Source organism: Nonomuraea sp. NPDC050790 (assembly GCF_044456745.1).
Classification (GTDB): Bacteria; Actinomycetota; Actinomycetes; order Streptosporangiales; family Streptosporangiaceae; genus Nonomuraea.
This window is the reverse complement of the sequence record NZ_JBITGF010000001.1, coordinates 374,927-393,240: the sequence shown is the minus strand read 5'-3', so window position 1 is coordinate 393,240 and position 18,314 is coordinate 374,927. Positions and strand designations below refer to the sequence as shown.

The following is an 18,314-nucleotide window of genomic DNA, read 5'->3' as shown; positions in this document are numbered from 1 at the left end:
GTGGACGACCGGCTCATTCAGGCGGCGCTGGAGTGCGTCGCCGCCTACGGCTACCGCAAGACCTCCCTGAGCGACGTGGCCGCCAGAGCCGGGGTCTCGCGGGCGACCGTCTACCGCGCGTTCGGCTCCAAGGACCGGATGGGCGAGCTGGTGGTGCGCCACGAGGGGGCCAGGTTCATCGAGCAGATCGCGGAGATCTTCGCCTCCGCGGCGCCGCCCGAGGAGCAGATCGCGCGCTCGGTGGAGTTCGCGCTGGAGTTCACCGGCGGCCACGACGTGCTGCAGCGCATGCTCATGGAGGAGCCCGAGGAGCTGTTCACGATGCTGATCGAGCGGCCGGGGCACACCGCGTTCATCACGTTCCTGACCCAGGGGATGACGCCGTTCCTGGCCGCCGGTCCCCACGCCCACCTGCTGCGGGTCACGCCGGAGCAGGCCGTCGAGTTCACCACCCGGGTGATCCTCAGCCTGATCGCCCACCCGACCACCTCGCTGGGCGGCAGCGCGGAGATCGCCCGGTTCATATGGGCAGCGATTGGCCGCCCAGCGTCACCCGCATGAACCACTCCTCGGTCCGCGCCACGGCTGGGTGGTCGCGGTGGGCGTCGAGCACCCAGCGCCAGGTGGGGTCGGCCCGCGACTGATCCTCGTAGGCCCGCCGTACGGCGTCGGGCGGGGCGCCGTCCTCCAGCAGGGCGTCCATGCGGGCGCCGAGCGCGGCGTACCAGCGCCGCGCCAGATCGCTCAGCACGTCCTCGGGAACCGCCGGATCGCCGCTCGCCCTGGCTCTGGCCAGGGCGGCCTGGAGTTCCTCTCGCCGGGTCTCCATCGACCCTCCTCAACCGAGACGCTGAGACGAATAGATCTAGCCGTCTCATGTCTACTACACGGGAGGCCGCGGCGGGCAGGGCGATCGGCCGTGAGCCCCGTCACAGCTAGGGTGGACGCCCCCGACGAAAGGGCGCACGATGCTTCCCGGATTATCCAGGCTCGACCACATCGGCTTCACCGTCCCCGACATCGAGCAGGCCAGGGCGTTCCTGGTGGATGTCCTGGGCTGCGAGTTCATGTACAAGCTCGGCCCCTACGAGCACGCCGACGACTGGATGGCCGAGCACCTCAACGTGCACCCCCGCGCGATCATGCGCGAGATGCACTTCTACCGCTGCGGCGGCCAGGCCGTCTTCGAGGTCTTCCAGTACGAGGCGCCCGGCCAGAACGCCGGCCAGCCGCGCAACAGCGACGTCGGCGGCCACCACGTCGCCCTGTACGTCGACGACATCGACGCCGCCGTCGCCTACCTGAAGGAACGCGGCCTGACCGTGCACAGCGGCCCGACCGCCAGCAGGGGTCCCAGCGCGGGCCAGCGCTGGATCTACTTCCTTTCCCCGTGGGGTATGCAGTTCGAGCTCGTCTCCTACCCCGGCGGCAAGGCGTTCGACCAGGGCGTGGTCTGATCGGGGCATGACCCCCGCCCCCCGCCTGCTGCTGGCCGTCCCGTTCGTCAGCACGCTCGACCGCTTCGCCATGCCGCCCATGATGGTCTCGATGGCCGCGCAGCTCGGGCTGCCGCTCTCACAGATCGTGCACGCGGTGGGCGCGTACGTGCTGGCGTACGGGATCATGCAGCCGGCCTGGGGGATGGTCTCCGACCGGGCGGGGCTGGTCACGACGATGCGGGTGGCGCTCGCGCTCGGCGCGGTGAGCACGATCGCCTCGGCGTTCACCGGCTCGGCGCTCGCGCTGGCCCTGACCCGCGGCCTGGCCGGGGCCTGCTTCGCCGCGGCGATCCCCGGCAGCCTGGTCTACCTGGGCGACACCGTCCCGGCCCAGCGCCGCCAGCGGGAGATCACGAACCTGATGGCGGGCGTGGCCGTGGGCACCGCGCTGGCCTCGACGGCGGCGGGCGTCCTGGTCGAGTACTCCACCTGGCGGATCGCCTTCGCCGTCACCGGCCTGGCCGCGCTGCTCCTGTCCCTGGCGCTCGGCCGCCTCCCCGCGCCGCCGCGCTCGCGCGCCCACATCGGCGTCCTGGCCCCGCTGGCCGCCGTCACCCGCTCGCGGCCCGCGCTGCTCGTGCTCGCGCTCGCCTTCGTCGAGGGCGGCGTGGTCATCGGCGTGCTCACGCTGCTGCCCGCCGCCGTCGAGGCCGCGGGCGCGGGCGCGGCCGTCGCGGGCGCCGTCACCGCCGCCTACGGCGTCGCTGTCCTGGCCTTCTCCCAGCTCGTCGGGCGCCTTTCCCGCCGCGTGCACGCCTGGCGGCTCATCGCGTACGGCGCCGCCGCCGCGGTGACCGCCTGCGCGCTGGTGGCGTGGTCCCGCTCGCCCGCCGCCGCGCTCACGGCCGCCGGGCTGCTGGGCGCGGCGTGGGCCGCCATGCACTCCTCGCTGCAGACCTGGGCCACCGAGGTGCTGCCCGCGGCCAGGGCGACCGTGGTGTCGGCCTTCGCCGGGGCGCTGTTCCTCGGCAGCGCGGTGGCCGCGGTCACCGTCGCCGGCCTGGCCGAGCAGCTCCGCTTCGCGCTGATCTTCGCCTGGGCGGCGGCGCTGGCCGTACCACTCGGCCTGGCCGGCGCGCTGGGCCGCAGACGCTGGATCCGGCCGGAGGGCGAGCCCGGCGGATGAGCCCCGGCCGGAAGGGACCTGCGGGTGAGCGGCGAACCAGGCCGGTGAAGCCCCATCCACCCCCGCTGAACTGGTCGTTTACCGTATGGATCGCGCAAACCTTTCGTCTCTTCGGCGTGCACGACAAATCACACTTAGTAGCCTCAGGACGTGTCACGCATGTGGGCGGGGTCCCTGCGCGGACGGGTCACGCTCATCGCCACCGCGGTGGCCGCGTCCGTGCTGATCCCGGTGGGGGTCGGCGGCATCGCGGTGTCCAGATCCGTGATCGAGAACGGCCTGTGGCGCTCCACGCGGGAGGCGGCCTCACAGGTGACCGCCCAGGTCCGCGACGGCGGCCTGCGCGGGGGCACGATCCCGCTGTCGGACGCCACGGTGAACCTCGTGCAGGTCGTCCGGCCGGGCGGGCAGGTGGTCGCGCGCAGCGCCGCCGCCGCGAACCTGCCGCCGCTCAGCACGCTGTGGCCGCCGCCGCAGGACCGCATCATCAGCACCGTCGTGTGCGAGGAGGAGAACTGCGTCCACCTGACCGCGATCAGGCTCGACACCGCCGCCGACTCCCCCGTCGTCTACGCCGGCCGTAGCACCCCAGGCGTGCTGTCCACGCGGGTGCTGGAGGCCGTGGTGTTCACGCAGGTGGCGATCCTGGTGGGGCTGGCCGCCTGGGCGACCTGGCTGGTCACCGGCCGCGCGCTGCGCCCCGTGGCCGTCATGCGCGCCCAGCTCGACGCCGTCAACGCCAGCGACCTCAGCCGCCGCGTCGCGCAGCCCTCGGGCGACGACGAGGTGGCCGAGCTGGCCAGGTCCATCAACAGCACGCTCGCCCGGCTCGAACGCTCCGCCGACCAGCAGCGCCAGTTCGCCTCCGACGCCTCCCACGAGCTGCGCACGCCCATCGCCGGCCTGCGCGCCCAGTTGGAGTCCGCCCAGCTCTACCCGGAGGACACCGACGTGAACGAGCTGGTGACCGGCGCCCTGCGCGACACCGACCGGCTGGAGGCCATCATCACCGACCTGCTGCTGCTGGCCCGCATCGGCTCGCGCGTGGACGTGGTCAAGGAGTTGGTCGACCTGTCGGCGCTGGTGCGCGAGGAGCTCGCGGCCCGCCACGACCTCATCCCCGTGCGCCACGTCCTGGCCGGCAGCGTGGTCGTGGAGGGGGTGCGCATGCAGTTGTCCCGCCTGCTCACCAACCTGCTCGACAACGCCGAGCGCCACGCCGAGACGCACGTGACCGTGTCGGTGGAGGCCGAGGAGGGCTACGCGGTGCTGGAGGTGTCCAACGACGGGGCCGAGATCCCGGCGGAGGACCGCGAGCGCATCTTCGACCGCTTCACCCGCCTGGACGCCGCCCGCAGCCGCGACGCGGGCGGCACCGGCCTCGGCCTCGCGATCGCCCGCGACGTCGCGCTGGCCCACCGCGGCATCATCAGCGCCGAGGAGACCAACGGCGGCGCCCGCTTCGTGGTACGGCTCCCGCTCGCCCCAGGTCACCGGGAAATCGGACACACCGAATGGACAGATAACGCGAATCCATAGAAATCACACGGCCGCTGCCGCGATCATGTGGGAATGACCGAGCAGGCTCCCCTGGGCGTCGACCCGCGGATCCCGAACGCGGCCCGCATGTACGACTACTTCCTCGACGGCAAGGACAACTTCAAGGCCGACAGGGAACTGGCCGAGCTGGTGCTGGCCGTACTGCCGGAAGCTCGTGAGGGGGCGCGGCAGAACCGCCTGTTCATCGGCCGCGTGGTCCGCTACCTCGTGGACCAGGGGATCACGCAGTTCATCGACCTCGGTTCTGGGCTGCCCGCGCGGGAGAACGTGCACGAGGTGGCCCACCGGCACGCGCCGGAGTCCAAGGTCGTCTACGTCGACAACGACCCCGTCGTCTGCACGCACGGGCGGGCGCTGCTGGCCGACCCCGAACGGGTGATGATGCTGGAGGCCGACGCCCGCCGCCCCGCCGACGTCCTGGACGACCCCGGCGTCCGCGCCCTGATCGACTTCGACCGGCCGGTCGCTCTGCTCATGATGTTCTTCCTGCACCTGGTGCCCGACTCCGACGACCCCCACGGCTTCGTCGCGGCCTATCGCGAGGCCCTGGCCCCCGGCAGCGCCCTCGCGCTGACCCACCTGAGCACGGACTGGAAGAGCGAGCGCACGCAGCAGATCGTCGAGGTGTACCAGCAGGCCAGCGCGCCCTTCTGCCCGCGCTCTGGCAAGGAGATAGAGGCGTTCTTCGGCGACTACGCGCTCATCCCGCCGGGCCTGGACACCGGGCTCGGCACCGTCTGGCCGTTCGCCGACCCCGAGGCCACGATGTTCCTGGACGAGGACCTGGCCCGCATGGGGTACGCGGGAATCGGCCGCAAGCCCGCCCCCTCGCCGCGCGCGACGGCGGGGAGACGGGCCTGACGGGTCAACCTACGGGCTGCATGTCGGCGGCGCGCGGATCCTCCTTGCCCGCCGCGAGCTCGCCCTCGTCCAGCAGGGTCGCCTCGTCGAACGGCGCCCGCCCCGCGAGCACCTCCATGGCCCGCTCCCGGTCGAACTCCCTGGTCCACGTGCCCACCAGCACGGTCGCCACCGCGTTGCCGGCGAAGTTGGTCAGCGCCCTGGCCTCGGACATGAACCGGTCGATGCCCACGATGAGCCCGACCCCGTCCACCAGCTCGGGCCGGTGCGACTGCAGCCCGCCCGCCAGGGTCGCCAGCCCCGCGCCGGTCACGCCCGCCGCCCCCTTCGAGGCGATGATCATGAACAGCAGCAGCGAGATCTGCTCCCCCACGCCCAGCGGCGCCCCGGTGGCCGAGGCGATGAAGAGCGTGGCCATGGTCAGGTAGATGGCGGTGCCGTCGAGGTTGAAGGAGTAGCCGGTCGGCACCGTGATGCCCACGACGGGACGGCTGACGCCGAGGTGCTCCATCTTGGCGATGAGCCGCGGCAGCGCCGACTCCGACGACGACGTGGACAGGATGAGCAGGAACTCCCGTCCGAGGTAGCGCAGCAGCGACCACAGGTGGATCCTGGCGACCAGCCACAGCAGCGGCCCAAGCACCAGCCCGACGAACAGCAGGCAGGTCGCGTAGAAGCCGATCATGATGACGGCCAGCGACTGCAGGGCCTTGACCCCGGTCGAGCCCACCACCGCGGCGATCGCGCCGAAGGCGCCCACCGGCGCGACCCACATGATCATGGCGAGGATCCGGAACACGAGCCGCTGGATGTGGCCGATGCCGTTGAGTATCGGGGTCGCCTTCGGGCCCATGGCCTGCAGGGCGAACCCGGCCAGCAGGGCCACGAGCAGCGTCTGCAGCACCTGCCCCTCGGTGAAGGCCGACACCAGCGTGGTCGGGATGATGCCGAGCAGGAAGTCCGTCGTGCTGGCCTCGCCGCCCTTGGCCGCCTCCGCCGCGGCCGACTGCCTGGCGGCGTCGGTGAGCTGCAGCCCGGCGCCCGGGTCGAGCATGTTGCCCACGACCAGGCCGATGACGAGCGCGACGGTCGACATGGCGATGAAGTAGCCGAGCGCGAGACCGCCCACCTTGCCGACCTTGGCCGCCTTGGTGACCGAGCCGACGCCCAGCACGATGGTGCAGAAGATGATCGGGCTGATCATCATCTTGATCAGGGCCACGAAGCCCGTGCCCAGGGGTTTGAGCTCCTTGCCGACGTCCGGCCAGACGAGCCCGATGGCGATTCCGGCCGCCACCGCGACGATGACGGCCAGGTAGAGATAGCGAGTGCGATCACGCATGGGGGGTCTCCGGCTTGGTGGGGACTGCTGGTTGTGCGACTATGCGCTGCACAGTGACCCAGGTCACCATTGCGTTCATTTCGTACATCGGGAGGGATCGATGCGGCGCTGGAGCCTCGCGGGCCAGATGCTCCTGCTGCAGTTGGTGGTGGTCGCCGTCACCGTGGCGGGCGGCGCCGCGCTGGCGGTGGTGCAGACCCACCACCTGCTCACCGAGGAGGCGGCGAACACGGCCGGCGCGGTCACGAAGACCATCGCCACCTCACCCGACGTGCTGGACGCCCTCGGCGCGCCCGACCCGACCGCGACGCTGCAGCCCTACGCCGAACGGGTACGGCTGCGCACCGGCGTCGACTTCGTGACCATCATGGAGCCCGACGGCACCCGCTATACCCACCCGAACCCGGCGGAGATCGGCAAGCGCTTCCTCGGCCACACCGCCCCGGCGCTGCGCGGACATACCTTCACCGAGACCTACACCGGCACGCTCGGCCCCTCCAAGCGCGCCGTCACCCCGGTCATGAACGGCGGGCGGGTCGTCGCGCTGGTCAGCGCGGGCTTCACGGTCGACCGGATCACCGCCCGGCTCTACGACCAGCTCGCGTGGCTGCCGGTGGCCCTGCTGGCGCTGCTCGCGGGCGGGGCGGGCACCTGGCTGGTCACCGCCAGGCTGCGCCGCCAGACCCACGGGCTCGGGCCGGTGGAGCTGGGGCGCATCCATGCCCACCACGAGGCCGTGCTGCACGCCGTACGGGAGGGGCTGCTTCTCGTCGGCAGAGACGGCACGCTGACGCTCTGCAACGACGCGGCCCGCACGCTGCTGGACCTGCCGCCCGACGCGGAGGGACGGCCCGCGCCCGAGCTCGGCGAGGACCGCGTCCACCTGATCGGGGACCGGGTGCTGCAGGTGAGCAGCACGCCCAGCGAGCTGGGGGCGGTGGTGACCGTGCGCGACCACACCGAGTTGCAGGCGCTGGCCGGGCAACTGGACGCCGAGCGCGGCTTCGCCGAGTCGCTGCGCGCGGCGGCGCACGAGGCGGCCAACCGCCTGCACACCGTGATCACGCTGGTGGAGCTGGGGCGGGCCGAGCAGGCGGTGGCCTTCGGCACGGCGGAGCTGCGCTCGGCGCAGGAGCTCACCGACCGGGTGGTGGGCTCGGTGCGCGAGCCCGTGCTGGCCGCGCTGCTCCTGGGCAAGAGCGCCCAGGCCGCCGAGCGCGGCGTCGAGCTGGTGATCAGCGAGGACAGCCGCCTGGACGACGTGGAGACGGAGGCGCGCGACCTGGTGACGATCGTCGGCAACCTGCTCGACAACGCGATCGAGGTGGCCTCCCGGGTGGAGGTGACGGTGCGCACCGAACCGGACGGGATCGTGGTCAGGGTGAGCGACGACGGTCCCGGCCTGCCGGAGCCGGAGGCGTTCGCGAAGGGCTGGACGACCAAGGGCGACGGCAGGGGGCTCGGCCTCGCGCTGGTCGGCCAGACGGTGCGGCGGCTGGGCGGCACCATCGAGGTGGACGGCTCCGCCTTCACGGTGAGGCTGCCGTGATCTCCGTGCTCGTCGTCGAGGACGAGGAGATCACGGCCGAGGCCAACCGCGTCTACGTCGAGCGCGTCGCCGGCTTCGAGGTGGCCGGGGTGGTCCGCTCCGGCGGCGAGGCGCTGCGCTTCCTGCGCGCCACGCCGGTGGACCTGATCCTGCTCGACCTCTACCTGCCCGACATGCACGGACTCGAGGTCATCCGCGCCGCGCGCGCCGGAGGTCTGCTGTGCGACGTCGTGGCCGTCACCTCCGCCCGCGATCTCGCGATGGTGCGCTCCGCCGTTTCTCTGGGCATCGCGCAATACCTTCTCAAACCGTTCACCTTCGCCGCCCTCCACGAGAAACTCGAGAGGTACGCCAGATTTCGCCGGGAGGCCGGGCAGATCATCGGCCAGGGCGACGTGGACCGCGTCCTGGGCACGTTGCGCGGGACCTCGGCACTGCCCAAGGGCATGCAACAGGACACCCTGGACGCCGTCGCCGCGGAGCTCGGCACGGCCCCGGAGGGGATGTCCGCGCAGGCCCTGGGCGCGGCGACCGGGATGTCACGCGTCACCGCGCGCAGATATCTGGAGTATCTGGTGGAAATCGGCTCAGCCGTACGGCTGCCGCGCTACGGGGGCGTCGGACGGCCAGAACTTCTCTACCGGATGACCCCGCGCAGTTAATGAGGGGTTCAATTCGGGGGCCTAGCTTCGGGTGGCACCTACGTATCTCAAGGAGTCACCTTGCGAGTCCTGGCCGTCATTCCCGCCCGCGGAGGTTCTGTGGGCGTACCCCTGAAGAACCTCGCCCCGGTGGGCGGGATCCCGCTGGTCACGCGGGCCGTACGCGCCTGCGTGCGCGCGGAGCTGATCGACCAGGTCGTGGTCAGCACCGACCACGAGGGGATCGCCACCGCCGCGAGCGAGGCCGGGGCCCTGGTCGTGGACCGCCCGGCGGAGCTGAGCGGCCCGTCGGCCTCCAGCGAGTCCGCGGTGCTGCACGCGCTCGACACCGCCGGGCAGGAGCCCGAGGTCGTCCTCCTGGTGCAGTGCACCAGCGCGTTCATCGACCCGGCCGACCTCGACGCGGCCATCGCCAAGGTGCTGGACGGCGGCGCGGACGCGGTCTTCTCCGCCACCCCGACCCACGAGTTCCTGTGGAACGCCGCGGGCGTCGGCATCAACCACGACCGCTCGGTCCGCCTGCCCAGGCAGCAACTCGACCCGCAGTACCGCGAGACCGGCGCCTTCTACGTCATGCGCGCCTCCGGGCTGCGCGAGCACGGCCACCGCTTCTTCGGCGAGGTCGCCGTCCAGCCGGTCTCCCCGACCCACTCGGTCGAGGTGGACTCCCCCGCCGACCTGGAGATCGTGCGCGCGCTCGCCCCGTTCGTGGACGCGCCGGAGCCGATCGACGTCGACGCCGTCATCACCGACTTCGACGGCGTGCACACCGACGACCGCGCCTACGTCGACTCCGACGGCCGCGAGATGGTCCTGGTCAACCGCTCCGACGGCATGGGCATCTCCCTGCTGCGCCGGGCCGGGGTCAAGCTGCTCGTGATGTCCACCGAGCACAACCCGGTCGTGGCCGCGCGGGCCCGCAAGCTCGGCGTGCCGGTGCTCCAGGGCCTGGCCGACAAGGCCACGGTGCTGCGCGACTGGCTGGCCATCGAGGGCCTCGACCCGGCGCGCGTCGCCTACGTGGGCAACGACGTCAACGACCTCGGCCCGATGGGGCTGGTCGGCTGGCCGGTCGCGGTGCCCGACGCGCACCCCCGGGTACGCGCCGCCGCGCGGGTCGTGCTGACCAGGGCCGGTGGGGCGGGAGCCGTACGCGAGCTGTGTGACCGGGTGACGGCGGCGCGCCCAGAGCCGGTGGCCGAGCCCGCGCAGGCCCGCGCGGCGCTGCGGCTGAAGTCGGCGCCGGTGGCGGTCGGCGACATCCTGGTCGGCGACGACCAGCCCGTCTACGTGATCGGCGAGATCGGCATCAACCACAACGGCGACCTGGAGCTGGCGCGCCGCCTCATCGACGTGGCGGCCGACGCGGGCTGCCAGGCGGTGAAGTTCCAGAAGCGCACGCCGTCGATCTGCGTGCCGGTGGAGCAGCGCTCGCAGATCCGGCAGACGCCGTGGGGCGAGATGACCTACCTGGAGTACAAGGAGCGGACCGAGTTCGGCCGCGACGAGTACACCCAGATCTCCAAGTACTGCGACGAGCGGGGCATCCAGTGGTTCGCCTCGCCGTGGGACGTGCCCTCCGTGGAGTTCCTGGAGGAGATGAGCGTCCCGGTGCACAAGATCGCCTCGGCCAGCGTCGCCGACCGCGAGCTGCTGCGCGCGCTCGCCGCGACCGGCAAGCCGCTGATCCTGTCGACCGGCATGTCCACGCTGCCGGAGATCGACGAGGCCGTCGAGATCCTCGGCACCGACCGGCTCATCATCATGCACGCCACCTCGACCTACCCGCTGCCTCCCGAGGAGGCCAACCTCCGCACGATCACCACCCTCAAGCAGCGGTACGGCGTGCCGGTCGGCTACTCGGGCCACGAGCGCGGCCTGCAGATCTCGCTGGCCGCGGTGACGCTGGGCGCGGTGGCCGTGGAGCGGCACATCACCCTCGACCGGACCATGTGGGGCTCCGACCACGCCGCCTCGCTCGAACCGTCGGGGCTGGAGCACCTGGTGCGCGACATCCGCATCATCGAGCAGGCACTGGGCGACGGCGTCAAGCGCGTCTTCCCCGGTGAGGAGGCCCCCAAGGCCCGCCTGCGCCGCGTCACCGTCTGATGGCGGCGCTGCTCACGGTGATCGTCCCGGTGCGGGACGGCGAGGCCTACATCGGTGACGCCGTGGCCTCGCTGGCCCGCAATGCGCGGCCGGACTTCGAGTTCATCGTCGTCGACGACGGCTCCGTGGACGCCACCTCGCAGATCGTCGAGGACGCGGCGGTGCCGGGGCTGTCGGTGCTGCGGCACCTGACGCCGGTGGGCCTGGCCGACGCCCGCAACGCCGGTCTGGCCGCGGCCACCGGCCGCTACGTGAGCTTCCTCGACGGCGACGACTGGCTGGCGCCCGGCTACCTGGGCGAGATGGTCGCCGCCATCGAGGGGCTCGGCTGCGACTTCGTGCGCGCCGACCACGTGCAGGTCACGGGCCGCAACCGGGTCGTGCACCGCGCTCCCTGGGCGCGGCGGAACGTGGTCGTCGACCCGAAGGAGGCGATCCTGCCCGCCGACGTGAAGACGATGGTCGACTACCCGTACGCGTGGGCGGGGGTCTACCGGCGCTCGCTGCGCGACCTGCTGCAGTTCCCCGGCTCGCTGCACACCGCCGAGGACCGGCCGTGGATCTGGCGGCTGCACCGGGAGGCGGCCACGTTCGCGGTGGTGTCGGCGGCCGGCGTCTTCTACCGGCGGCAGGTGGCCGGCTCGCTGACCCAGGTGGGCGACGAGCGGCAACTGCACTTCTTCGACGCCTTCGACCTGGTCTTCAAGGATCTCGAAGAGCGGTACATGAGCAAGGCGGTGCGCAACTTCTGTGCCCTGCTCGCTCACCACCTGGAGCTGGCCGACCGCTTCACCCCGGAGCTGCGCGCCCGCTTCATCGAGCGCGGGGCCGCCATGGTGCGCGGGCTGCCCGCCGACCTCGTGGCCGACTCGGTCGCGCGGATGTCGGTCGAGCGCGAGGAAGTGCTGCGCGCGCTCGTCCCCGAACTTCCCGGCAAGGCCGTGCGCCTGCGCCGGGACCGGGAGGAGCTGGCATGACGCAGGTGTTCTACGCCTCCACGCTCTATGGCGCGATGTCGCTGACCGCGGCGATCGACGAGGGCGCCTTCGGCCCGCACGAGGGCCGCAGGATGCTGCTGGTGTCGAACAACGCCGCGGTGCCCGAGGTGTCGCTGCCGCTGGACCGCACGCCCGGCTTCGCGGTGCTGCGCTCGCGCTTCGACGAGGTGGTGTCGTGGAACGAGCTGATCGCGCCGCTGCACCCGTCGGCGTGGAAGGCCCGTGTCATCGAGGTGCCGATGCTGGAACGGCTGCTGCGCACCCGGCTCCAGCTCGACCAGGTCGATGAGCTGGTGCTGGAGTCGATCGCGGTGCCGCCCGCGCGCACGATCGCCGGCCTGGTGCGCGACTGCCCCATCACCGTCTACGCCGACGGCCTGATGAGCTACGGCCCCACCCGCGACCCGCTGCCCGCCGAGATCTTCCGCCGCATCACCCGGCTGCTTCACCTCGACCTGCTGCCTGGCCTCACGCCCCTCCTGCTCAGCGAGTACGGCGTGGCCGCCGCCACCATCTCCGACGACGCCTTCCTGCGGGTCGTCACCGAGGTGGCCGCGACCGCCCCCGACATGCTGGCCGGCCAGGCGATGATCCTGGGCCAGTACCTGTCGGCGCTGGAGATCCTCACCCCGCAGGAGGAGGCGTCGCTGCACGAGTCGATGCTGCGGGCCCTGGCCGACCTCGGCTACTCCAGCGTGGTGTTCAAGCCGCACCCGGCGGCCGGACGGCGCCACGCCCGGCTCCTGCGGGCGGCGGCCGAGCCGCTCGGGGTGAAGCTGTCGGTGGCCGACGAGAGCGTGCCCGCCGAGGTGTGCTTCGCCGCACTGCGTCCCGAGCTGGTCGTCGGCTGCTTCTCGACCGGCCTGGTCAGCGCCCGGCATTTCTACGGGCTGCCGGCCGCCGCGTTCGGGACCGAGCTGGTGCTGGAACGGCTCTCGCCGTACGAGAACAGCAACCGCATCCCGGCCACGATCGTGGACGCGCTGCTGTGTGACGGGCGGCCGCCGGTGGAGGAGGTGGTCCGCGCGGTCGGCTACTGCATGCAGCCGGAGTCGCTTCCGGAGCTGCGCCCGGACGCGGCGGCGTTCATCGAGGCCCACGGCAGCGGCCGCTACTTCAAGAAGCAGCGGCTGTCCGCGGTCGGCCTGCTGCCCGGCTCCGAGCAGCCGAGCCCGCTGTCGCGGCTCAAGAGGAAGCTCAGCCGGGCGCTGTCCTGAGATCTCCTGACACCACCCTGGCCGCGTGACAGGGTGGTGTCATGGTCGGCACCTTGAGGCACAAGCTCGCCATCACCACGATGCGCGCCGCGCGGGCCGCCAACCGCAGCCGGCTCGCCCGCGTGCTGCTGCGCGGGCGTAGCGTGCGCAGGCTGCCGCTGGTCAACCTCGTCTACCACCGCGTCTTCCGCATGGGCGTGGCCCCGGGCGCCGTCGTGTCCTATCGCGGCGTGCGCCTGACCGGGCCCGCGTGGGACAACACGATCATGCCGTCGATCTCGGGCGGCTACTACGAGGAGTTCGAGGTCTCGCTCTTCGAGGACCTCGCCGCGCTCGGCGGGCTCGTGGCCGACGTCGGCGCCAACATCGGCGTCTACGCCTGCGCGGGCGGGGCCCGGATGCCGTCGGGGCGGCTGATCGCCTTCGAGCCGGTGCCGGAGAACCTCGGTCACCTGCGTGCCAACATCGAGCGCAACGGGCTGGGCGAGCGGGTCGAGGTGGCCGAGACGGCCGTCGGCGCCGAGGCCGGTTCCCTTGAGCTGCACCTTTCGGCCGAGCAGTCGGGCAAGCACTCGGCCGACGCGCGCAACGCCGGGCCCGGCGGGCAGTCGGTGACGGTCGCGATGACCACGCTCGACGACTACCTCGGCGGGCGTGCCGCCGACCTGGTCAAGATCGACGTGGAGGGGTACGAGGGCTTCGTGCTCAAGGGCGCCACGGCCACGCTCGCGGCGCGGCCGGCGCTGCTGTTCGAGCTGCATCCGGAGCTGCAGGCCAACTGCGGGTGCGACACCGGCGAGCTGCTCGACCTCGTCTACGCGCACTATCCGCGGGTCTACCTCATCGACGAGCTCCACAACACGCTGGTGCCGTGCGACCGCGCCTACTTCGACCGGCCCGACGCCGTGGGCCTCTACCGCTCGAACGTCGTCGCGGCGAGCCGTCCCGAACACCTGGACGTGCTCCGCCCCCACGTGGCCCCGTCCTAGTTGTCCGGGACGTCTGATCGTAGTTTCCGGGACGTTCCAGTTTTCCGGACTTAGGGGGATTTTTCGCGGCGCTCAGCCCAGCTTTGTCCTGGGCGCTCAGTTGGTCGCGGCGCTCAGCCGGTGCGCAGGGCGCGGGAGAGTCTGCGCTTGGTGCGGTAGCCGATGCGCAGCACCTCGGGCGGGACCTCCACCCGCAGCCGTGCCCGCCGCCGCGCGGCCAGGTGCTCGGCGCCGTCGAGCAGCGAGCGGGCCGGTTCGCGCGGCCCCGCCAGCAGCTCATCCAGCAGCCGCACCCACGTCCCCACCTCGGCCGGGTGGAAGTAGTTGGCCGACCGCCACGCCCCCTGCGCCTCGCGGAAGGCCCCGTCGGCCAGGTCGTCGAGCGTGCCCAGCAGCCCACTGCCCTCGAAGACCAGGTTGATCATCTCGGCGCTGACGCCGAAGTCCTCCAGCACCAGCGACGGCACGTCACGGGCGATCGCCTCCAGCGCCGCCGTCGAGCTCACCGTCACGAACCCGGCCGCCACCGCCAGGTGCTCGTCCATCGAGCCCGCCGCGAAGCGCAGCCGTCCAGGCTCGCCGAGGTCCTGCCAGAGCCGCTGGTAGGGGTGGCGCTCGTTGTGGGTCTGCCGCTCGCCGTCCAGGGCGCGCAGCTTGACCACGACGTCCAGGTCGGGACGGCGCTCGGCCAGCTTGGCCAGGGCCATCAGCACCTGCTCGCGCTCCTCGCGCCCGCGCGGCACCTTGGCCTGCGTGGCGAAGACCACCCGGTCGCGCTCGCGCCCGTCGGGCTCGAAGCGGGCGATCCCCTCGGGTCCGCGCAGTTCCTCGGGGGTGCGCAGGAACGGCAGGCGGGCCAGCCCCACCCGCCCCCCGCCACCGAGCCGCCCGGCCACCTCGCCGAACTCGGCCGCCTCCCGTTCGCTGTGCACGACGAACAGGTCGCACCCGCTGCGGAACAGCCAGGCCTTGTCGGTGGCCGGGACCGAGATGCCGGGCAATCCCGTGACGAAGACGGGCCTGGGCCGCAGTTCGTCGAGCACCTCGGCGACCAGCACGTCCACCACCGGCCCTGTGCACGCCACCACGATCGCGTCGGGCATCGTCCGCTGGGCCGTTCGCCGCAATGAGCGGGCCGACAGCACCGGCGGCAGGGGACGCTCGCCGACGGCGGCGGCGATCTGCTGCGGCGAGGGCACGATCGGCGTGCGCACCACCGCGAGCTCGCGCTCCCAGTCCCCGGGCAGGTCGTCGAGCAGGCAGGACGCCCACTTCAAGTACGAGTCGGAATCGGCAACGGCCAGGATCCTCACCCGGCAACCCCCGTCAGATGTGAGCGTAGTGCCGGGGCCGCCCGGCTGGTCCACCAGTCGTCCGGCACCTCGACCGGTTCGACCGCGACCCCGCGGGTGCCGAGCAGCACGCGCAACGAGGTGATGGCGGTCGAGGGCAGGCTCAGGACGCGCTGGCTCGCGTCCAGGCCGCGCAGCGTGAGCTCGGCGGGCACCCCGGCGTCGTGCACGGTGATGCCGGGCCGTTCCCTGATCACGGCCACGTCGATGGGGTCCTCGCGGCGGTGCGGGAAGTAGGCGAGCGGCTCGCTGGCGGCCAGCTCCGTCAGCCAGCGCAGGTAGCGCTCGCGGTGGACGAGCCCGTTGCGCACCAGCGAGGTGCCGAGCACGACCGTGCGCTCGGCGGGGCCGGGCGAGCGCAGGGGTTGCGCGCGCAGCCAGCCGAAGTCGTGGGAGACGAGGTCGATGCCGCGCTCGCGCACGGCGCCGGCGAGGTCGTCCTTGACGGGCAGCGCGGTGAACACCGCGGTGCTGGAGGCGGCCAGCCGCAGCGCCGCCGCCGTCCCGAGGACCCTGCGCGGCAGTCCCGCCTTGTGCCTGGCCCGCAGCAGCGCCCGATACGGCCCCGCGGCCAGCAGTTCCAGCAGCCGGATCGTGGCCAGCCCGTCGTCCACGATGACGATGCGGCCCGGCCGCGAGGTCAGCCAGCGAAGCTGCACCCTCCCGGAGAAGGCGTCACCGACCACCTGAACCGGTCGCGGCATCTCCTCGCTCGGCCTGGCCAGCTCGAGCCCGTCCGGCAGGTCGAGCCCGGCCAGCTCGCGGCGCGTGGCCACGAGCGCACGCTGACGCGCCCTCGGCACGATGACCGTGCGCTCACCGAGCAGCCCGGCGTGATGGGCCTCGACGGCGCAGAGCATCTGGAGCGGCGATTCCACCCAAGCCCATTGCTTCTTCACGACGGGTTCAAGCTAGCCCGGCCGCCTTAAGCCGCAGGGAACGCCATATGAACAATGGGTCGCATGAACTCTCTGCTGCTCAACACCGACGGCGTGCAGATCCCGCAGCTCGGCTTCGGCGTCTGGCAGGTGCCCGACGACGAGGCGGAACGCGCGGTCGCCACCGCCTTCCAGGCCGGATACCGCCACATCGACACCGCCAAGCTCTACTACAACGAGGAGGGGGTCGGCCGCGCCTTCCGCGAGTCGGGGGTGCCGCGGGAGAAGGCGTTCATCACGACCAAGCTCTGGAACGCCGACCACGGCCGCGCCGAGCAGGCCCTGGAGGAGAGCCTGGCCCGTCTCGGCCTCGACTACATCGATCTTTACCTCATCCACTGGCCGGTTCCGGATCAGGACAAATACGTCCAGGCATGGAAGTCCCTGGAAAAGATCTACCGAAATGGCCGGGCGCGCGCGATCGGCGTATCCAACTTCGGCGTGGAGCACCTCACCCGGCTCATCGACGAGGCCGAGATCACCCCGTCGATCAACCAGATCGAACTGCACCCGAACTTCCCCCAGCGGGAGCTGCGCGCCTTCCACGAGGCCAACGGAATCCTCACCGAGGCATGGAGCCCGCTGGGCCAGGGCAAGGGCCTGCTGAACCACCCCGCGCTGGCCACATTGGCCGGAAAACACGGCAGATCGCCCGCCCAGATCGTGCTCCGCTGGCACATCCAGCTCGGCAACGTGGTGATCCCCAAATCGGTCACGCCGGCGCGGATCAAGGAGAACGTCAACGTCTTCGACTTCACGCTCGACCCGGAGGACATGGCGGCCATAGGAGCCCTCAACAACGGGACCCGTCTGGGACCTGATCCAGCAAATTTTAACTGGATGGGATGACCGGCTGGTGCGGCCTTTTGGCCGCACCAAGCCTTGTAAGGTCATTTATGAGTTTGTAATCCCCTTGCCCCATGTATTACCTTCAGGTCATCCAAGGCATACGTCCGGGCTACCCGTTCGTTGCCAGACCATCGCACACACATCACAGGCTTTGCCTGTGACCGCTGAATCCGCACCCTCGCGGAACCGGGGACCCAGGTCCTTTGGGGTGAATCGGCGCCTCGCGCCGTAGGGCAGCTTCCACGCCCGAACCCGTCAGCTAACCCGGTAAGCGGCATGGAAGCAAGGAGTCACCCCACCCGATGGCGAAGCATCGTCTCACCCGTGCCCCCAAGATCAACCTCACCCGCGCCGCTCTCGGCGTGACCATCGCCGCCACCGCGGCGTTCGCGACCCCCGCGCAGGCGGACACGCACAACGCGTCCGCCGCCACCCAGTCGGTGCCCGAGGCCGCCGTGAAGGCAGAGCCCGGCAAGCAGACCGGCAGCGACAAGCCCAAGCCCACGGCCGCCCAGGTGCTGGCCCTGGCCAAGCAGCAGATCGGCACCCGCGAGGACTCCCGGGGCGGCGGCACCAAGTTCCAGAAGTGGTACATGGACTCGCCCCGCGCCGCCGAGACCGTCGCACGCGACGGCGGCAACCGGCAGGCGTACCTGAACGCCGCCTGGTGCGCCATGTTCGTGAGCTGGGTCGGCGAGGAGATGGGCGCCCGCACCACCGTCGGCTGGGACGCCTACACCGTCACCCACGCCAAGTGGTTCAAGAACAACAAGCGCTGGGGCACCAGCGCGAAGCCCGGCGCCGTGGTGTTCTTCGCGTGGAGCGGCAGCAAGAGCCTCGACGCGATCAACCACGTCGGGTTCGTCATCAAGGACAACGGCAACGGCACCATCACCACCGTCGAGGGCAACACCGGCAACGGCAAGGTCGAGCAGCGCACCCGCCCCACCTCCCAGGTCGTCGGCTACGGCTACCCCGACTACTCCGCCTAGCCTCCCCCCATCTCCCCTGCTCCACTCCCCCCAGGAACGGCGCGCCCACTCCCCTCGGGCGCGCCGTTCCGCTTTCCCACCTTTTCCGCTCCTCCTCGCCTCCCGCTGACGTCTCCGCGCCCCTCGCACCTCGCCTCTGAGCCCCTCTCCACGCCACGCCTCTCGCCCTTCCGCGCACCCTCGCCCCTCCGCACCTCTCCACGCCACGCCTCTCGCCCTTCCCCGCACCCTCGCCCCTCCGCACCTCTCCACGCCACGCCTCTCGCCCTTC

The 18,314-nt window shown here is 71.7% G+C and carries 17 protein-coding genes and 1 riboswitch; of the genes, 13 read left to right on the top strand and 4 right to left on the bottom strand.

The features are described 5' to 3' along the window. Nucleotides 1-561 carry a TetR/AcrR family transcriptional regulator gene (locus ACIBEJ_RS01890; protein WP_397180676.1) on the top strand — a complete coding sequence of 187 codons (561 nt, stop codon included), beginning with the start codon at nucleotides 1-3 and terminating at the stop codon, nucleotides 559-561. On the opposite strand, the gene ACIBEJ_RS01885 is transcribed toward ACIBEJ_RS01890, so the two are convergent. Next, a complete protein-coding gene (locus ACIBEJ_RS01885) occupies nucleotides 521-829 on the bottom strand; it encodes a hypothetical protein (protein ID WP_397180675.1) in 309 nt (102 codons plus the stop codon). The genes ACIBEJ_RS01890 and ACIBEJ_RS01885 overlap by 41 nt on opposite strands. Nucleotides 830-968: 139 nt before the next feature. On the opposite strand from ACIBEJ_RS01885, the gene ACIBEJ_RS01880 reads away from it, so the two are divergent. The 4 genes from ACIBEJ_RS01880 to ACIBEJ_RS01865 all read left to right on the top strand — a co-directional run bounded on the left by ACIBEJ_RS01880 (nucleotide 969) and on the right by ACIBEJ_RS01865 (nucleotide 5,046). Continuing rightward, nucleotides 969-1,457, top strand: coding sequence for a VOC family protein (locus tag ACIBEJ_RS01880; protein ID WP_397180674.1), 489 nt, complete (start codon nucleotides 969-971; stop codon nucleotides 1,455-1,457). Between the two features lie 7 nt (nucleotides 1,458-1,464). Continuing rightward, entirely contained in the window at nucleotides 1,465-2,625 is a 1,161-nt protein-coding gene (locus tag ACIBEJ_RS01875) for an MFS transporter (RefSeq protein WP_397180673.1), read from the top strand. A gap of 159 nt (nucleotides 2,626-2,784) precedes the next feature. Continuing rightward, complete coding sequence (locus tag ACIBEJ_RS01870) at nucleotides 2,785-4,164, top strand: sensor histidine kinase (protein ID WP_397181983.1); 1,380 nt, start codon at nucleotides 2,785-2,787, stop codon at nucleotides 4,162-4,164. A 33-nt stretch (nucleotides 4,165-4,197) separates the two neighbouring features. Next, nucleotides 4,198-5,046: an SAM-dependent methyltransferase gene (locus ACIBEJ_RS01865; RefSeq protein WP_397180672.1), complete on the top strand. Its 849-nt coding sequence runs from the start codon at nucleotides 4,198-4,200 to the stop codon at nucleotides 5,044-5,046. A gap of 4 nt (nucleotides 5,047-5,050) precedes the next feature. On the opposite strand, the gene ACIBEJ_RS01860 is transcribed toward ACIBEJ_RS01865, so the two are convergent. Further along, on the bottom strand, nucleotides 5,051-6,388 hold the full coding sequence (locus ACIBEJ_RS01860) for a cation:dicarboxylate symporter family transporter (protein WP_397180671.1): 1,338 nt from the start codon (nucleotides 6,386-6,388) through the stop codon (nucleotides 5,051-5,053). Nucleotides 6,389-6,488: 100 nt separating this feature from the next. On the opposite strand from ACIBEJ_RS01860, the gene ACIBEJ_RS01855 reads away from it, so the two are divergent. From ACIBEJ_RS01855 to ACIBEJ_RS01830, 6 genes are read left to right on the top strand one after another with little or no spacing between them, the layout of a single operon-like run. Continuing rightward, on the top strand, nucleotides 6,489-7,937 hold the full coding sequence (locus tag ACIBEJ_RS01855; protein WP_397180670.1) for an ATP-binding protein: 1,449 nt from the start codon (nucleotides 6,489-6,491) through the stop codon (nucleotides 7,935-7,937). Next, a complete protein-coding gene (locus ACIBEJ_RS01850) occupies nucleotides 7,934-8,599 on the top strand; it encodes a response regulator (protein ID WP_397180669.1) in 666 nt (221 codons plus the stop codon). The genes ACIBEJ_RS01855 and ACIBEJ_RS01850 overlap by 4 nt, the downstream gene beginning before the upstream one ends. A 60-nt stretch (nucleotides 8,600-8,659) precedes the next feature. Further along, nucleotides 8,660-10,708 carry an N-acetylneuraminate synthase family protein gene (locus ACIBEJ_RS01845; protein ID WP_397180668.1) on the top strand — a complete coding sequence of 683 codons (2,049 nt, stop codon included), beginning with the start codon at nucleotides 8,660-8,662 and terminating at the stop codon, nucleotides 10,706-10,708. Continuing rightward, entirely contained in the window at nucleotides 10,708-11,685 is a 978-nt protein-coding gene (locus ACIBEJ_RS01840) for a glycosyltransferase family 2 protein (protein ID WP_397180667.1), read from the top strand. Before ACIBEJ_RS01845 ends, ACIBEJ_RS01840 begins: the two co-directional genes overlap by 1 nt. Continuing rightward, complete coding sequence (locus ACIBEJ_RS01835; RefSeq protein ID WP_397180666.1) at nucleotides 11,682-12,923, top strand: polysialyltransferase family glycosyltransferase; 1,242 nt, start codon at nucleotides 11,682-11,684, stop codon at nucleotides 12,921-12,923. Before ACIBEJ_RS01840 ends, ACIBEJ_RS01835 begins: the two co-directional genes overlap by 4 nt. A 41-nt stretch (nucleotides 12,924-12,964) precedes the next feature. Continuing rightward, nucleotides 12,965-13,912 carry an FkbM family methyltransferase gene (locus ACIBEJ_RS01830; RefSeq protein ID WP_397180665.1) on the top strand — a complete coding sequence of 316 codons (948 nt, stop codon included), beginning with the start codon at nucleotides 12,965-12,967 and terminating at the stop codon, nucleotides 13,910-13,912. A gap of 113 nt (nucleotides 13,913-14,025) precedes the next feature. Here ACIBEJ_RS01830 and ACIBEJ_RS01825 read toward each other — a convergent pair whose 3' ends face one another. Beyond that, nucleotides 14,026-15,225, bottom strand: a complete 1,200-nt coding sequence (locus tag ACIBEJ_RS01825; protein WP_397180664.1) for a DUF6716 putative glycosyltransferase — start codon at nucleotides 15,223-15,225, stop codon at nucleotides 14,026-14,028. Next, the gene (locus tag ACIBEJ_RS01820) at nucleotides 15,222-16,142 is read right to left on the bottom strand and encodes a hypothetical protein (RefSeq protein ID WP_397180663.1); all 921 of its coding nucleotides are present in this window, start codon (nucleotides 16,140-16,142) and stop codon (nucleotides 15,222-15,224) included. The genes ACIBEJ_RS01825 and ACIBEJ_RS01820 overlap by 4 nt, the downstream gene beginning before the upstream one ends. Nucleotides 16,143-16,226: 84 nt before the next feature. Between ACIBEJ_RS01820 and ACIBEJ_RS01815 the strand changes: the two genes are divergently transcribed. Then, the gene (locus tag ACIBEJ_RS01815) at nucleotides 16,227-17,051 is read left to right on the top strand and encodes an aldo/keto reductase (protein WP_397180662.1); all 825 of its coding nucleotides are present in this window, start codon (nucleotides 16,227-16,229) and stop codon (nucleotides 17,049-17,051) included. 152 nt (nucleotides 17,052-17,203) lie between these two features. Continuing rightward, nucleotides 17,204-17,340, top strand: a riboswitch (cyclic di-AMP (ydaO/yuaA leader). Between the two features lie 13 nt (nucleotides 17,341-17,353). After that, nucleotides 17,354-18,043 carry a CHAP domain-containing protein gene (locus tag ACIBEJ_RS01810; protein WP_397180661.1) on the top strand — a complete coding sequence of 230 codons (690 nt, stop codon included), beginning with the start codon at nucleotides 17,354-17,356 and terminating at the stop codon, nucleotides 18,041-18,043. Nucleotides 18,044-18,314: the final 271 nt, after the last annotated feature.

Coding starts and splice junctions, on each gene's coding strand:
- ACIBEJ_RS01840 (WP_397180667.1), top strand. CDS start 10,708: ATGGCGGCGCTGCTCACGGTGATCGTCCCGGTGCGGGACGGCGAGGCC.
- ACIBEJ_RS01835 (WP_397180666.1), top strand. CDS start 11,682: ATGACGCAGGTGTTCTACGCCTCCACGCTCTATGGCGCGATGTCGCTG.
- ACIBEJ_RS01885 (WP_397180675.1), bottom strand. CDS start 829: ATGGAGACCCGGCGAGAGGAACTCCAGGCCGCCCTGGCCAGAGCCAGG.
- ACIBEJ_RS01880 (WP_397180674.1), top strand. CDS start 969: ATGCTTCCCGGATTATCCAGGCTCGACCACATCGGCTTCACCGTCCCC.
- ACIBEJ_RS01860 (WP_397180671.1), bottom strand. CDS start 6,388: ATGCGTGATCGCACTCGCTATCTCTACCTGGCCGTCATCGTCGCGGTG.
- ACIBEJ_RS01865 (WP_397180672.1), top strand. CDS start 4,198: ATGACCGAGCAGGCTCCCCTGGGCGTCGACCCGCGGATCCCGAACGCG.
- ACIBEJ_RS01830 (WP_397180665.1), top strand. CDS start 12,965: ATGGTCGGCACCTTGAGGCACAAGCTCGCCATCACCACGATGCGCGCC.
- ACIBEJ_RS01875 (WP_397180673.1), top strand. CDS start 1,465: ATGACCCCCGCCCCCCGCCTGCTGCTGGCCGTCCCGTTCGTCAGCACG.
- ACIBEJ_RS01810 (WP_397180661.1), top strand. CDS start 17,354: ATGGCGAAGCATCGTCTCACCCGTGCCCCCAAGATCAACCTCACCCGC.
- ACIBEJ_RS01855 (WP_397180670.1), top strand. CDS start 6,489: ATGCGGCGCTGGAGCCTCGCGGGCCAGATGCTCCTGCTGCAGTTGGTG.
- ACIBEJ_RS01815 (WP_397180662.1), top strand. CDS start 16,227: ATGAACTCTCTGCTGCTCAACACCGACGGCGTGCAGATCCCGCAGCTC.
- ACIBEJ_RS01870 (WP_397181983.1), top strand. CDS start 2,785: ATGTGGGCGGGGTCCCTGCGCGGACGGGTCACGCTCATCGCCACCGCG.